11 protein-coding genes are annotated in these 16,255 nt (G+C 44.9%); 9 read left to right on the top strand and 2 right to left on the bottom strand.

What is annotated here, in order from left to right; all coding sequences use genetic code 11:
• Positions 1-2: 2 nt before the first annotated feature.
• Positions 3-872: an aminoglycoside 6-adenylyltransferase gene (locus BLA28_RS19385; RefSeq protein WP_069157652.1), complete on the bottom strand. Its 870-nt coding sequence runs from the start codon at positions 870-872 to the stop codon at positions 3-5.
• A gap of 48 nt (positions 873-920) precedes the next feature.
• The gene (locus BLA28_RS19380; protein WP_071699292.1) at positions 921-1,676 is read right to left on the bottom strand and encodes a class I SAM-dependent methyltransferase; all 756 of its coding nucleotides are present in this window, start codon (positions 1,674-1,676) and stop codon (positions 921-923) included.
• Positions 1,677-1,872: 196 nt separating this feature from the next.
• On the opposite strand from BLA28_RS19380, the gene BLA28_RS19375 reads away from it, so the two are divergent.
• The 9 genes from BLA28_RS19375 (at position 1,873) to BLA28_RS19325 (ending at position 16,235) form a co-directional block, all read left to right on the top strand.
• Positions 1,873-4,068: a helix-turn-helix domain-containing protein gene (locus BLA28_RS19375; RefSeq protein WP_069157651.1), complete on the top strand. Its 2,196-nt coding sequence runs from the start codon at positions 1,873-1,875 to the stop codon at positions 4,066-4,068.
• Positions 4,069-4,415: 347 nt separating this feature from the next.
• On the top strand, positions 4,416-6,062 hold the full coding sequence (locus tag BLA28_RS19370; RefSeq protein WP_069157650.1) for an extracellular solute-binding protein: 1,647 nt from the start codon (positions 4,416-4,418) through the stop codon (positions 6,060-6,062).
• 58 nt (positions 6,063-6,120) lie between these two features.
• Positions 6,121-7,053, top strand: a complete 933-nt coding sequence (locus BLA28_RS19365) for an ABC transporter permease (protein WP_141702937.1) — start codon at positions 6,121-6,123, stop codon at positions 7,051-7,053.
• 10 nt (positions 7,054-7,063) lie between these two features.
• A complete protein-coding gene (locus BLA28_RS19360; protein WP_044965576.1) occupies positions 7,064-7,948 on the top strand; it encodes a carbohydrate ABC transporter permease in 885 nt (294 codons plus the stop codon).
• Between the two features lie 63 nt (positions 7,949-8,011).
• Positions 8,012-10,441: a hypothetical protein gene (locus BLA28_RS19355; RefSeq protein ID WP_141702936.1), complete on the top strand. Its 2,430-nt coding sequence runs from the start codon at positions 8,012-8,014 to the stop codon at positions 10,439-10,441.
• A gap of 216 nt (positions 10,442-10,657) precedes the next feature.
• Positions 10,658-12,448 (top strand): ABC transporter ATP-binding protein, encoded by a 1,791-nt coding sequence (locus tag BLA28_RS19350; RefSeq protein WP_069157648.1) that lies wholly within the window; start codon positions 10,658-10,660, stop codon positions 12,446-12,448.
• Positions 12,449-12,513: 65 nt separating this feature from the next.
• Positions 12,514-12,921 carry an RrF2 family transcriptional regulator gene (locus tag BLA28_RS19345; protein ID WP_069150985.1) on the top strand — a complete coding sequence of 136 codons (408 nt, stop codon included), beginning with the start codon at positions 12,514-12,516 and terminating at the stop codon, positions 12,919-12,921.
• 165 nt (positions 12,922-13,086) lie between these two features.
• Complete coding sequence (locus BLA28_RS33210) at positions 13,087-14,994, top strand: acyl-CoA dehydrogenase family protein (protein WP_081330062.1); 1,908 nt, start codon at positions 13,087-13,089, stop codon at positions 14,992-14,994.
• Between the two features lie 26 nt (positions 14,995-15,020).
• A complete protein-coding gene (locus tag BLA28_RS19325) occupies positions 15,021-16,235 on the top strand; it encodes an FprA family A-type flavoprotein (protein WP_044970840.1) in 1,215 nt (404 codons plus the stop codon).
• The last annotated feature ends 20 nt before the right edge of the window (positions 16,236-16,255 follow it).

Below are 16,255 nucleotides of genomic sequence, written 5' to 3'. Positions count from 1 at the left end.
CTTCAGATGAAAAATCCCTTCTCATGGAACCTGTCCTCAAGAAACTGCCGTACTCTCTGGATTTCCATCCTGTCATAATAAAATTGAAAATGTCCGGCAACACGGCCGGCTGATTCGTGGAAATAATCATATATGAGAAACAGGCAGCGGCAGATATTTTCATAGCGGCCGTCGGGAAAGATGCCCTGGAATCTTTCCATTTCTTCCGTGCTCAGATACCGCTTCAGATATTTGCATGAGGAACCGGTGGTAACCCGGAAGCCATGCTCTGTTCCAATTCTCCAGTTCAGCATTTTAAGAAACATGGGCATGATCAGTACGTCGTAGGCATGCTTGGCGTAGTACAGCTCTTCCCGGCATACGCCTTTGGAAATATACAGGCTCAGCCAGCGGAATTCGTTGCAGGTATCCAGGAATTCCTTTTCTTCCGGAGGCCGGAGGAAGAAGGCGTCCTCTGTCCGAAGCGGCAGCAGGGATGGAAAGTTATCCTTATTCAGCAGCACAATCCGCGGTTCTTTATTTTCAGCTTCCTGTGAAATATTGGTCACGTCCGCCAAGGTCAGATCGATGCGGCTGCCATCGGCAAACTGGATCAGGAAGGCGAAGGGATCACGGCTTCCGTAATCATAAGGATGGGAGTACCAGTCCGTGGGGAACTGGGCAATCAGAATATCGCCCAGCTCGTTTATCCAGGATTTGTCTCCTGTAAACTCCCGTATGTCCGTCACATAATAACTGATGTCAAAATCTGAGTAGCTGTCATGCACGGCATTGGGATTCGCCCTGGAGCCCTCCATGGTTACGGCCCGGATCCGTTCATCCGAAAGTGCTTTGTTCATGATAATATCCATCATTTCTTTTTCTGAACGCATAAGGTTTATCCTCCGAATGATGCCGGGACAGCCCCGGGCCGTACTGGCTTATTCTTTTATGGCAATTACGGTAAATTCGCCCGGCAGGCCAGGATCCGTCCAGGCAGGATGTTCATCGAAGCGCTTTAAGGTAAAGCCGCTCTCTATGACAGCATTGATGATTTCACTGATGGTATATTTCCGGTATTCACATAAAGGGATTTGCCGGCGGATTTCCTCCGGATAAAATCTGGCGTGAGCCATTTCCCCTTTTATGATATCTGTGGAAAAGTAGGAAGTTACAGGCTGCTGGAATTCCAGAATATCCGCTATTTTTTGAAAGGGATGGAAATCGCTGCATATCATGCGTCCGCCGGGACGGAGCAGGGAATACATGACATCCATAAATTCACGGATATCATGGAAAAAGTGGAGGATTCCGCCTTCCATGAATACCACGTCAAATTGGCCGCCGTACCGGTCCATGTCGATTTCCAGTACATCTCCCACAACAAAATCGATGGAAGTATGTGCGGCTGCCGCTGTTTCCATGGCATACTGCCGGTTTTCCGAGGAAATATCGAAGACGGTAACCTTTGCACCGAGAAGAGCCAGCGGAATCGCCTTTTTACCGCAGGAGCCGCAGATATTGGCGACTCGGATACCTTCATAGGAATCAAAATATGCTGCATACTTTTTCAGCATTTTAATGGGATCCTCAGTGTCTTTGGCGGCACGCTCCTCCGGGGTCCCCGCATTTTTTACCCAGAAATCGTAGACATTGAACTCCCAGGATTCCTTGTTCTGTTGAATATAATCTTTCATTCTTCCTCCCTTCCGGAATATATCGCATAAAAGAGTTATCTGTATTCAGTTATTTTAAAGGATCCTGTTGAAAATAGCCAGCTAATAAGCTAAATTATTTCCATTCCCGTTGTCAGGAAGAACGGTATGTTCTATTGAAAAAGACGGGTACAGCTGTTACACTTTGATAAGAAGAGGGTGTAAGAGGGGGAGGAATATGTGGGGAGATAAAATTTCTTTTAAGAAGAAGCTGGTGCTTTCTTTTTTTCTGTTTTATATGCTGCCTCTGATTTTGGTGGTTTCTGTAGGATTCGGGCTTATAACGAATTTGTTAAAAGAGCAGGGAGCGGAATATTACAGAAGGATGTTCAGCACAACAGTAGATCGAATTGACAATATCTTTATTTCTATGCAGGAATTTAATATTACAATGCAGAAACGTTCCTGGGTGACATCGATGATATATATGGAGGATCTTGAAAAATCACGTTTTGACAGAGTGGATTTTACCAATTTTGCAGAAGAATTAAGGGGATTTTCCTGTCAGGATGCGGCCATAGACCATCTGTTTTATTTTTTCCTGGTAAGTGATCAGTTCATTTCCACAACTGACAGAGGAATTGTGGATTATCAATGGTTTACGGAGGTGTCCTTCAAAAATACGCTGATGCAACAGGAGGATTATCATAAATTGGCCGCTGAACTGAAAAAACCGGAATATCATATTCTGGCTGTAGATAATTATGGCCGTAAGAGGGAAGGAATCCTGTGCTGTTATCCGGTGAAGGAGCTGAGAGGCCAATCTATCTGCAATCTCTATTTTTTTGTTCAGATAAATGAACTGGAACAGCTGTTGGATCTGGCTATGCCGGAGGATAATAACTGGTTTTATATGGAATATGACGGAGAGATACTGCTTAACAGGACTCCATATACAAAAGAAGAACTGTTAGGCTTTGATATGGAGGAGCTTGGCCGGAATAAAACGAAAATGACTGGTTTTACACAGGAATCAGAGAAAACGGGTTTTCATTATTATACTCTGGTTTCGGAGGACTCAGTCTATGCGCGGGCGAAAAATATGCAGGTGATTCTGCTGACATTAGCAGGTGTCTTTGCTTTGGCGGGATTTTTCCTTTCTTATTATATGGCGATCCGAAATTACCGTCCTGTCCAGAATCTGATGAAATTAATTAAGGACAAGGTTCCATCTGAGGAGGTAAACAGAAATGAGTTTTTCTGGCTGGAAAATGCGGTGGGAACCATATTGGATGGGCGGAAGAATCTGGATATACAAATTGAGGAGCAAAGGCCAATATTAATAAGCGCTTTTTTGACATGGCTGCTTAAGGAAAATTACAAGCCGGAAGAGAGTAAGATTCTTCATACAGCGGGGATGCTTGGAATTGAGTTTGGTTTTCCGGTTTATAATTGCCTGCTTTGCAGCCTTAAGGCAGGGAATCGTCTGAATAAGGAAATTGTTGAGATATTGGGGGAATATAGAATTCATTTCCGGACGTTGGTATACCAGAATGATTATGTAGTGATTCTGAATTATGAAGAGGAAGAGGAGGCCGCCGCATTTTATAAAAGTATGGCAGATATGCTGAATGAAAAAGCAGAAAAATATTTTTTTGGCGTGGGGGAAAGCTGCAGGAGTATCGTACAGCTGCCTGCTGTTTATACACAGGCTAAGCAGGCAAGAAATTTCAGGATGGTAAACCGGGAATGCGGCATTACTTTTTATAATGAAGTAAAGAAAGAGAACTTTTACTTTTATCCGATTGAAAATGAATATGCCCTTCGGAATTGTCTGCTGGCGGGTGAATATGAAAAAAGTGTCCTGATTTTCAATGAACTTCTTCAGAAGAACCTGGAGAATGAACAGGTTTCATACTATCAGATGAGGAATTTTTTCCATAATGTGGAGCTCACCTGTCTGAAGTGTACGGTCAGGCTGGATATTGCCGGTTTGATTGATGCGGATGTGGAAAGCCTGGATCAATGCAATGCCCTGGAAGAATATCTGAGCATTTTTTATAATATATTCCGTAAGCTGTGTGACTACGTGAATGCACACAGGGACAGCAGCAGTGAAGTGATGAAAGAGGCCCTTTATCAGTTTGTGGATGAAAATCTCTGCAACAGCGATCTGTCCCTGAATTTTGTTGCGAATGCTTTTTCTCTATCCGATTCGTATGTGAGCAGATTGTTTAAAGAAAAGACGGGAACCAATTTTCTTGATTATATGAATCGTGCCAGAATTGAAAAAGCGAAAATGATCTTGCTGTCAGAAAGTCAGACGAGTATCCAGGATATAGGAATCCGTGTGGGATATGACAGTGATACGACCTTCAGGCGGATATTTAAAAAGTATGAAGGGATAACGCCCACCCAGTTCCGAAAAATATAGGATAAACAGGAGCGCTTTTATGCCATGAAACCCACCTGTCCCGAATAGAGGGATATGGTGCATGTTTCATGGCATTTTGCTTTTTTTCGGTAAACAGGCGCCTGAAATATGTCGATATGTATAAAAATATATGCTCGAGAAAGAATTGTTTGTTAAAAAATAAGTTTTTGAAGGCTGTGTAAAGAATTAAATGTTGCGAAATGGAATCATAAAATATAAAGTTTACTTGTAATTACATCGAAACGGATATACGGCAAAACAAACAGTATATCTTATAAAGCAGTACCCGGGAAGCTGCGGTCACAGAAAAATAAGTATATCATATAGGAAAATAAGGAGAGGGTTACATGAAAAGAAAGAACATCGCTGTTTGTACAGCAGTCATACTCACATTGTCCCTGCTGGCAGGATGCGGTAAGAATGCGGAGACAAATTCGGGGGCGGCAGCCGGTGCGTCCGGTACGGAAGCGGCACAGGAGGACAGCAGCGTCGGAGAAGCTGTAATACCTGAAGAAAACACACTTCCTATTGTAGAACCGGGAAGCCTGGAGCTTACCTATGCCGGAGTTGATAATTGGTACACACCCGCCAGTTATTCACAGAATCTGGAAGTCTGGCAGGAAGTGGAGAAGCGTACCGGAATTAAAATTAATTGGGAAGTGATGCCCTCTGATCAATATAATGCCGCGATGCAGACAAGAATTGCAGCAGGGAGCAATCTGCCGGATATTTTAGCTGTTCCTCCGTTATGGAATGGGGACGTAGTGAAGTATGCGGAGGACGGGGTAATTCTTCCTCTGAAGGATCTGATAGAGAAAAATGCGCCCAATATCATGAATATGTTTGAAAAATATCCAATAATCAGGAAGGTTCTGACCGCGCCGGACGGGGAAATCTATAATCTGGCGGAAGTATTTATTGAAGGAAATGAGGTGGCCCCGAAATCGCTCATCATCCGTAAAGACTGGCTGGATAAACTGAATCTGGAAATCCCGGAAACCATAGATGACTGGTATACGGTAATGAAAGCCTTTAAGGAACAGGATCCTAACGGAAACGGTACAGCGGATGAGATTCCTTTTACTTTAAATGATGGCGCGGCCTATAATTATCTGGCATCCGGTTTCGGACTGACTGCCGGTGTGGGTGAGTTTTATGCAGATGATGCCGGAAAGGTTCAATATCTCTATTCTTCTCCGGAGTATAAGGAGCTGATTACCTTTCTCCATAAGCTTTACAGTGAAGGGCTGATTGATCCTCAATATTCTACGAATGGGGATGAAGCCAAAGTAGATGCCATGATCAGCAAGGATATTGTCGGTATAAGCGTGCATTTTGCGGGTGTGGATGAAAGATGGAATAAGCTTGTGCCCGGTGCGGAATATGTTTTGGTAAAGCCTCCGGTAGGTCCTGACGGCGAACAGCCCAAGCTGGTAAAAAGAGCTCCTACAGGAATGCAGTTTGCATTATCGAAGGACTGTAAGGATCCGGCGGCAGCGATCCGTTGGATTGACTACATATGGGCAAGCGATGAAGGGGTTATACTCACCCATTTTGGAATAGAAGGGAAGACCTTTGACTATGATGAAAACGGCAGACCCAAATTTACAGATTGGGTTACCAATAACCCGGAGGGACTCGACGCATTTTCTGCATTAAGAAGCCTGGGGGCGTTCCCCAGCCTCTTTGACAATCAGACAAAAGAATTTATGTCTCAAAGTATGACGCCGGGGACCCTCAAGGCCTGTGAAGAGCTTATGCCCTGCATTATAGAGGATTTTCCCAATATGCTGGCAACAGCCGACGAAGCGGATCGTCTGCTTTTCCTTCAGGCGGATATGAAAACCTATACCAAGGAAATGATTCAGAAGTTTATCATGGGCACGGAATCCCTGGATAAATATGACGCTTTCCTGAATCAGCTGGATGCGATGGGGCTTGACGAAGTATTGGAAATCAAGCAGGCACAGTATGACAGGTATAAACAATCGTAACTTCAAAAAAGGGTCTGCTTCCACAGGGACCCTTATATAAGCAGAAAAGGGGAAGTTCATGATAGATAAAAAGAAACATTCCGTTGGTTCATCATGGTTGAATCAAATAAAAAAGAATCGCTGCCTCCTGTTGATGCTGTTTCCGGTACTGCTTTATTTTATTGTTTTCTGTTATATACCGATGTTCGGAAATATTATGGCATTTGAGGATTATTCAGTAGGAAAGGGATTCTTACACAGTGAATGGGTGGGGTTCAGATGGTTCAGGGAATTTTTCAGTTCCGTATATTTCGGAAGACTGATAAAAAATACATTGCTGATCAGCATATACAGTCTGATAATAGGCTTTCCCATTCCCATCATTTTTGCCCTGTTATTAAATGAAATAAAGGACGGGCCGTTTAAACGGGTGACTCAGACAATCAGTTATCTGCCGCATTTTATTTCTGTCGTTGTCGTAGTAGGCCTTTTGTTCAATTTCCTTTCGCCGATTGACGGTGTGGTAAATATCCTGCTGAAAAGCATGGGGAAGGATGCCATTAATTTCATGTCGGAGCCGGGATGGTTCCGGACATTATATATCGGTTCCAATATCTGGCAGAACTTCGGGTGGGATTCCATCATCTATCTCGCGGCATTGTCTTCTGTGGATCCGCAGCTATACGAAGCGGCCCAGATTGACGGAGCAGGAAAATTCAAACAAATGCTGCATGTTACGCTTCCGGCCATTATGCCCACGATTATCATTCTTCTGATAATGAACGTTGGAAATATTATGAACGTTGGCTTTGAGAAAATTATTTTGATGTATTCTCCGGCAACCTATGAAACGGCGGATGTCATATCTACATATGTCTACAGAAGAGGTATTCTGGGGAGCCAGTTCAGCTTCAGCGCATCTGTGGGGCTGTTTAATTCCGTAATTAATTTTGCCCTGTTATTTACAGTTAATAAGATAAGCAACCGTGTCAGTGAAATCAGTTTATGGTAGGGGGGAGAAAATGGCAGGTATCAGAAAAAAATCAAAAGGCGCTTATGCAGGACTGATTCTCATTTATATATGTATGTTTATAGTCATTTTAATAACCTTGTATCCCTTTGTCTACGTGTTCAGCATGTCGGTCAGCGATCCTATGAGTGTGCTGAAGCAGGAGGTATGGTTTTTGCCCAAAGGATTTAATCTGGATTCCTATAAAATGGTATTTCAGAATGATGAATTATGGGTACATTACGGAAATACCATATGGTATACGGTGACAGGCACTTTAGTAAATATGGTGCTGACCGTATTGGGCGCTTATCCGCTGTCGAGAAAATCTTTGATTATGAGAAAGCAGCTTATGTTTTTTATCAGCTTTACCATGTTTTTCAGCGGAGGGATGATACCATTATTTATCATAGTAAATAAGCTGGGTCTGTATGATTCCAGATGGTCTATGATACTGCCTGTTGCGGTTAACGCCTGGAATCTGATCATTGCACGGACCTATTTCCAGGGCTTGCCGGAAGGTTTGATTGAGTCTGCAAAATTGGATGGTGCAAATGATTTTCAGGTGCTTTGGAAAATAATTATTCCCTTATCCAAGCCTATTCTTGCAGTGTTGGCCTTATTTTCGGCGGTCGGGCACTGGAATGCCTACTTTAATGCAGTATTATTCCTGCCTTCGCCGCAGAAACAGCCATTGCAGATATATCTTCAGAAGCTTCTGATAAATATGTCCGATGCGGCGGCCGGAAATACGCAGTTTGGGCTGAACCGGAGCATGCAGGTCATTCAACTGCGGTACTCTACGATTATAGTGGTCATACTGCCCATTATCTGTGTGTATCCATTTTTACAGAAATATTTCGTGCAAGGTGTGATGATAGGGGCAATCAAGGAATAGAGGCCTGTGAATTCCGCTGTCAAAGAATTTTTTGAAGCGAAGAGTATGCAGATAGGAGAGGCTATGCAGAACGAATACAGAAAAATAGAAAAGAATTCTTATACCATTGAATATAACGAAGCAACAGGGGAAATTGCCGGCTTATACGACAGGCTGAATCCCGGGGCAAACTGGAAGGCGGAAGCTTATGATAAAAAACTGGGGACCATTTTTATTCACGGGACTCAGAGCCGGGAGGATGAAATCCCTTTTGCAAAGATTGAGAATACGGAAAAAGGGTTCAAAGGGATTTCAGCTACCGGCGCCAGCAGGATACAGTATGAATTTGAGGAAGACAGAATACATATTGCAGTGAAAACGGAAAAAGATTGCGGACCAAGAACAGGTGTGCAGATGAACCTGAATTTTCTGGATATGCCCACCGTGATGGACTGGAAGAGCCAGTGTATGCCTAAGGTGATCTATACGGATGATAAGTACAGATATGCTTATTTTATTTTTGCCGCGGCTGACGGACGTCATCTGGGTATGACAATTAATGAAGAGTTTGCGGCCTGGCGGATTCAATACAGCTATGACGGCCATAAGATGACAGGCTTTCAGATTCTGCTCCAGGCCGACGATGTAATATGTGCGGATGGTGAAAGGCTTCCTGCGGTGGATCATACTTCATTTTCATTCATTTTTGCAGAGAGCCTTGAAGTATGTATGGAGAAAATCGCCGGACAGCTGGGGATAGAAATCGCGGTTCCGGAAGTATCAGGAGGCCCTGCAGGCAGCAGGATTCCTATGAAAATGCTGAATCGGGGCAGCAGCTCTTCCTCTCCGGTTCTTATTATGCCTGATGGCAATACGGCAGAAATGGAGAAAACGGACAGCCTGGTGCTTGAGCAGAATGGAATTTATACAATAAAAACAGCAGGGGAAAACGGAAGGGAACATAGCAGCAGGGTTTTATGCCAGGAAGGCTGGAAGGAGCTTTACAATAAAGTAAATCATTTTTATAAGGAGTATTTTCAGGATGACTGCGGCGCTTTTTACCGTGTGATCAGCAAAGACAGACGAAAGCCTGACGGAGTTACTTATGAAGGTGTGAAATTCGGTGATCCGACGGCTCATTATTCCTGCAGAACAGGAGAGTTTGGCGGTTTTGCCGCCTGGGCCATGATGAAAAACTGTATTCTGTTCGGAAAAGACAGCAGTTTGATGGAAAGCGCAGAGCGTTATATCCTTAACTGGGCGCTGAATAAATCCCATGAGGATAAGCCGTTTTATGGTACTGTATATAAAAAGGAATCCGAATATATGGGGAGAAAATTCAGCCCCTATCATTTGTACCAGGAAATGAATTATATGCAGCATGAAATATTTTTGCTGGAAGAGCTGGCGGACTATGTGAGGCTGACAGGGGATGAGGAGGTTCTTGAGGATGCGGTGGCTCTGGCTAAGCATATTCTGAAGGATCATTTTGAGGACGGTATGATAGTGAATGAAAATACGCCGGGACATAAGATCGACTATTCCACAGTGCATCCTGCTGTCTGCGGATTCCTAGAGCTGGGGAAGCTGCTGCGGGAAAGAGACGATGCGAATGCGCAGCAAATGTATACAGCGGCGGAGCAGATAGCGGACCATGTATGCAGACGCGCATTTCAATTTCCGACAGAAGGGGAACCATGTACGGAAGACGGTTCCATGAGCTGTTCCGTTATCACACTTTTGCGGACATATCTGGAAGCCGTGCCTAAAGCAGAATATCTTGAGATGGGCGAAAAAATTCTCAGGGCACACAGAGTATTGGAAATGGACGGCACAGACTGCAGAATGAAGAATTCCAGTATCCGTTTTTGGGAAACACAGTATGAATCAAGGGATTGGGGGCCTTCTTTGAATGCAGGGCATGGCTGGAGTATCTGGACTGCGGAAGCCAAAGCATTATATGCCCGAATCCGCCACGATTTCGATATGCTGAAAGACTCCTATGAAGGCTTTCTTACAAATATCTGTAAGGTGGAGGCCTGCGGCGGGATGAGCTGCTGCTATACGCCTGATATGATACCGGGAACTCCGCATGCATATTATGTGAATGGGGTAGAGGTGCCGGATTCTATAAACGAAATGCGCCCTACCTCCGTACATCTGGCCCAAAAATATGTGCCTAAAACCTATTCTGTGAGCGGCAATTTCTTTTTAGTCAGAGCGGCTGATACTTTTGCTGAAATGAGCGGGTTTGACTGCGAAACGGAAACGGCGGTTAACGGAATATATAAGGACGGCGTATTTGAAAGTGCTGCACCGGGATTTAACTATTTGCTGGTAAAAGGAATACCTGACAGCTTTCTTTTAAAGGTGAAAAAAGGACAGACCATTACCATCGCATTTGATACGGATAAAGAGACGGCAGTTTTTGAACATGCGAAAGTGAAGTCTGCTACTGAAAAAGAAGTAATTCTAATCGCTTTAGAAGATACAATGATAATAAAAAGGGAGTGAGCAGGTTTCAAAACGGCACAGAAAATCGTTAATTAAATCAATTATAAACGTATGGCCAGCAACAGAAAAATATAGTAAACTCATATATGGGATAGCTTTTCCAGTGGCTTTATCTTTCTTAAGCATGCAGACTTAAAGATATTATAAAACCATATGGAAAGGCTATTCTCTTACTGAAAACTTTTATTCTCAAATTCGGATTGGGGAGGTAGCAAATTGGGCAGATCCAAGTTGAAATTTACCAGGAGTATTATGGCCGGTATGTCATTTTTATTCGGCTTTTGCTGGAGCCATGATAAGATATATATCCTTCTGCTGATTGTAAAGCAGTTAACCTCAAGCGCATTGCCTTTATTGTTGATATTTATACCCAAATATATCCTGGATCTGCTGACCGAAGCCATGTCTCCCGATACCGCGCTTACATATATCCTTATACTTTGCGGCATCTATCTTGTGGTTCGCTTATTTGACAATTATTGCGACGCTAACATTTTTGTGCGGAAGCTCGGCATTTTTAATGATTTTCAAATCCAACTTTCACGTCAGCTGGCGTTTGCCGATTATGGGCAGATTGAAAGCAGCTCCTTTTTGGATATTAAGGAGAAGGCGTTTAAATTTTTGTATGGGGAAGCCGGCTTTGCTAGTGCTTTGGAGCAAATGTTTTCCCTGATTGACAATGTAATCCTATTCGTAAGTATTATCGTTATCGTTTCACAATTAAATATCCTGCTGATCGCAGGCTTTATAGCTGTTGCTTTATTGAACGCCTATTTTTCGTCCAAAACCCGTAAGCGAGCGAACCAGTTTGATATTGAAAAGGCGCCTTTGGAAAGAAAAAATATGTATTACGGAAGCCTTTTCAGTGAATACCGCTACGGAAAAGAGATCCGGGTCAATAATCTCGTAGAGTGGCTGAGCGGTAAATATACCCTTGTGCTTCAGGATGTTTTAAAGAGCTATAAAAAAATAGTCAGGACAAGGGCGAAAGCGGAATACACGAATAGCTTCTTTAGTACGCTGCAGACCATGCTCATTTTGGCGGCACTGGCTTTCCAATATGCCGCAAAGGCTATAACGGCCGGCGATTTTATGATGTATTGGAGCTCTGCCAACTCGTTCAACTCGGCAATGTTCATGGCGACAGGGAGCATTACCAGTATATTCCGCTATAACGATTACTATGAAGCCGTTAAGAAGTATCTGAATATGCCATCAAGTATGCGGGCCGGGAAAAAACCTCTTGACGATATTGAAACCATTGAATTTAAAAATGTATGGTTTCGGTATCCGGAGCAAAAGGAATATGCGCTGAAAAATATAAGCATTAAAATAAATGCCCGTGAAAAATGGTCAATAGTGGGCGAAAATGGCTCCGGAAAGTCAACGTTTATCAAGCTGCTGGCAAGGCTATATGATGTGGAGCAAGGTGAAATACTCGTCAATGGCGTCAATATCAAGGAGTATGATTATGAAAAGTATGTCAGCAGGTTTTCCGTTGTATTTCAGGACAGCCAATTGTTCTCCATGTCCGTTTATGAAAATATAACCTTTTCCGGCCCCCTTAAGGAAAACGGGCCCCGTTTTGAAGATGCGGTGGAAAAAGCGGGAATAAAGGGGAAAATAGCAGGACTCTCCAACGCGGAGGATACCATCATACACAGGGATTTTGATGACAACGGATATGAACCCTCCGGCGGGGAAGTGCAGAAAATCGCGTTGGCGCGGGCAATTTATAAGGACGGCAGTCTGTTTATTTTAGATGAACCTACGGCATCCATGGATCCGAGGGCGGAATATGAGCTGTATTCTCATTTTAACTATGTCACAAAAGACAGAACCGTCATATTTATATCACACCGCCTTTCCAGTACCAGATTCTGTGATAAAGTCGCCTTGTTTTCTGGCGGCTCGATCCTTGAAATAGGAACCCATAAGGAGCTGATGGAATCAAATCATTATTATAAAGAATTATATATGATGCAGGCGCAATATTATAGAGATTAATCTTGACAATTTTACTCCACTTTATTATAGTTAAAGAAAGAGACAAAGAAAAAGGAGGCGCGCCATTGCTCATCACTCGTGAAACCGATTATGCGCTCCGTATTTTAAGGGCTTTGGCCCCGGGCTCCTGCCTGACGGTGGGGGAGATAGCGGAGAAAGAATCGTTGCCCCATAAGTTCACATATAAGATCATGAAAAAGCTGGAAAAAGCCGGGATTATCCGTATTATCCGCGGAGTGAACGGCGGCTGTCAGCTGGACACGGATCTGCATGGAGTCAGCCTGTATGATTTGGTGAATGCGGTGGAGGCTAACGCCCGTCTGGCGGCCTGTATGACTGCGGATTACCAGTGCGAATGGAGGGACAAAAACGGGAGTCCCTGCAATGTGCACGGACAGCTGGCCAAGGTACAGCTGGCAATAGACCGGGAATTCCGTTCCCGGAGCCTTTATTGGGTATTGTTTGGGGATTGATTTTTTTTAAGATGCAAAAGTGGATAAAATTTGTCAAGTATTACTGCCTCGAAAAAGGGAAAAAACAGCAGGAATCACAGACAATCAGACATATATCTGCCGCACAGCAGGCAGTAAATGTATAGAGTCACTTATAATCCATTTTATAAAAAGGGGGTAACAAATATGCTTTATCAAACAACACAGGAGCATGAAGCATTCAGACAGAAAATGAGGGGATTTGCAGAAAGCGAAGTGAAACCAATCGCTTTTATGCTGGATCAGAACAATGAATTTCCGGCGGAAGCGGTAAAAAAGCTGGGAGAAATGGGACTTATGGGGATTCCCTATCCGAAGGAGTACGGCGGGGCCGGGCTTGATGTCCTCAGCTATGCCATCGCAGTGGAGGAGCTATCCAGAGTGGACGGCGGTACCGGCGTTATTCTTTCCGCCCATGTATCGTTAGGCTCCTGGCCTATTTTTGCCTTCGGGAATGAAGCACAGAAAAAGAAATATCTGATTCCTCTGGCAAAGGGCGAAAAAATCGGCGCTTTCGGCCTCACGGAACCCAACGCAGGCTCGGATGCGGGAGGTACGGAAACAACTGCGGTACTGAAAGGTGATTATTATCTTCTCAATGGTGGCAAAATATTCATAACGAATGCGCCGAAGGCGGATACCTACGTGGTGTTTGCTGTGACAACGCCGGATATCGGCACCAGAGGAATTTCTGCATTTATTGTGGAAAAAGGCTGGGAAGGCTTTGAATTTGGTGATCATTATGATAAAATGGGTATCCGGTCCTCTTCTACTGCGGAACTGATATTCAATGATGTCAAGGTTCCCAAAGAGAACCTTCTGGGAAAAGAAGGGGAAGGCTTTAAAATCGCTATGGCAACTCTGGACGGCGGACGTATCGGCATTGCCTCCCAGGCGCTGGGAATCGCCCAGGGAGCATTTGAGCATGCATTGGAATATTCCAAAGAACGTGTCCAGTTCGGAAAGCCCATATGCCAGCAGCAGGCGGTTTCCTTTAAGCTTGCCGATATGGCAACCAAGCTGCGCTGCGCCCGGCTGCTGATATACAGTGCCGCGGAGCTGAAGGAAAACCATGAGCCTTATGGTATGGAGGCGGCCATGGCCAAGCAGTATGCTTCCGATATTGCCCTTGAGGTCACAAACGATGCCCTCCAGATTTTCGGCGGAAGCGGCTATCTGAAAGGCATGGAAGTGGAACGGGCATACAGGGATGCCAAAATCACCACCATTTATGAAGGAACCAATGAAATCCAGAGAGTGGTCATCGCTTCCCATCTCATCGGAAAGATGCCGAAGGATGCAGGCGGTCCTGCCAAAATCACGAAAAAAGCGGCTCCTGTAACAGGCTACCGCAAGAAGCAGATTTTGAAGGAAGGCAGCGCCAAAGAACGGGTGGAAGCGCTTGTCGCCGCCCTGCAAAAGGATGGATATGATTTCAGCGTGGGTATACCGCTTGACACTCCCATTTCCCGGGCTGAGAGAGTTGTCTCGGCAGGAAAAGGTATCGGAAGCCGGGAAAATATGAAGCTGATTGAAGCCCTGGCTGTGCAGGCAGGCGCGGCTGTGGGTTCGTCAAGGCCGGTTGCGGAGACTCTGAAATATGTGCCTTTGAACCGGTATGTGGGAATGTCCGGACAAAAATTTACCGGGAACCTCTATATCGCCTGCGGAATTTCCGGAGCCGTACAGCATCTGAAAGGAATCCGGGACGCTTCCACGATCGTGGCGATCAATAAAAATGCCAATGCCCCTATTTTTAAAAACTGTGATTACGGCATTGTGGGAGATGTGATGGAAATCCTGCCGCTGCTCACGGCCGCCCTGGATAACGGGGAAGCCAAGAAACCGGCGCCGCCCATGGTAAAAATGAAACGGCCGCTGCCTCCCAAGCCGGCTCCGATCGGAAAGATTTATACCTGCGGAGGCTGTGGTTATGAATACAATCCTGCTGTCGGGGATGCGGACGCGGATATCGCTCCGGGGACCTTATTTGAAAAGCTGCCGGAAGACTGGGTTTGTCCGGAATGTGCGGAAAGTAAAGATATGTTTATGTAGGCTGAGGCCGGAAGGAGGAAATAGAAATGTATTGTGTCAGAAATGTAACGGAAGATTTATACTGGGTGGGTGCCAATGACCACAGGCTTACCCTGTTTGAAAATATTCATCCCATTCCCAGAGGTGTTTCTTATAATGCGTATCTGCTGCTTGATGAAAAGACGGTCCTTTTCGATACCGTAGACTGGTCCGCATGCAGACAGCTTCTGGAAAACATGGATTATCTGTTGCAGGGAAGGCAGCTGGACTATCTGGTAATTAACCACATGGAGCCGGATCACGGCGCTTCCATCGAAGAAATCCTGCTCCGTTTCCCCAAGGTTACCATTATCAGCACCCCCAAGGCCTTTATGCTCATGCGCCAGTTCGGCTTTGATATTGATAACTATACACAGCTGGAAGTAAAGGAAGGAGATACCCAGAGCTTCGGCCGTCATACCGTTACCTTCGTGAATGCACCCATGGTGCACTGGCCAGAGGCTATGGTGACTTTCGACGTGACTGACGGTGTCCTGTTCTCCGCAGATGCCTTCGGTTCCTTCGGAGCCCTGGACGGCAAGCTGTTTAACGACGAAGTGGATTTTGAAAGAGACTGGATTGACGATGCCAGACGTTATTTTACCAATATCGTGGGAAAATACGGCGCTCCCGTACAGGCCCTTCTGAAAAAAGCCTCCAAGCTGGACATTAAAATGATCTGCCCTCTCCACGGACCCGTATGGCGTTCCAACATCGGCTATTTTATTGAAAAATACGATCTCTGGAGCCGTTATGAGCCGGAAGAAAAAGGGGTTATGATCGCCTATGCTTCCATGTACGGTAATACGGAAGCTGCCGCACAGGCGCTGGCCGCCAGACTCTGTGATAAGGGAATGACCAATGTTGTGGTTTATGATGTTTCCAACACCCATGTGTCCCAGCTGATTTCCGAAGCCTTCCGCCTGAGCCATATCGTGCTGGCTTCCGTTACCTATAATCTGGGGATTTATCCGGTAATGCACAGCTTTTTATCGGATATGAAGGCGCTGAACCTGCAGAACCGTACCTTTGCCCTCATAGAAAATGGTTCCTGGGCCTGCAAGTCCGGAGATCTGATGCAGAAATTCATTGAGGAAGAAATGAAGAACATGACCGTTCTGAATGAACGGCTTTCCATGGCATCTACATTGCATCCGGATAAGGTTTCCGAACTGGAAACGCTGGCGGACGGGATTATTGCTTCGATAAAGGGAGAGGAATAAATTCTGACGGAGGAAGGTGA

Source organism: Eisenbergiella tayi (assembly GCF_001881565.1).
GTDB classification, from domain to species: Bacteria; Bacillota; Clostridia; order Lachnospirales; family Lachnospiraceae; genus Eisenbergiella; species Eisenbergiella tayi.
Note: the sequence above shows the minus strand (reverse complement) of the source record. Positions and strands in the feature narration are given on the sequence as shown.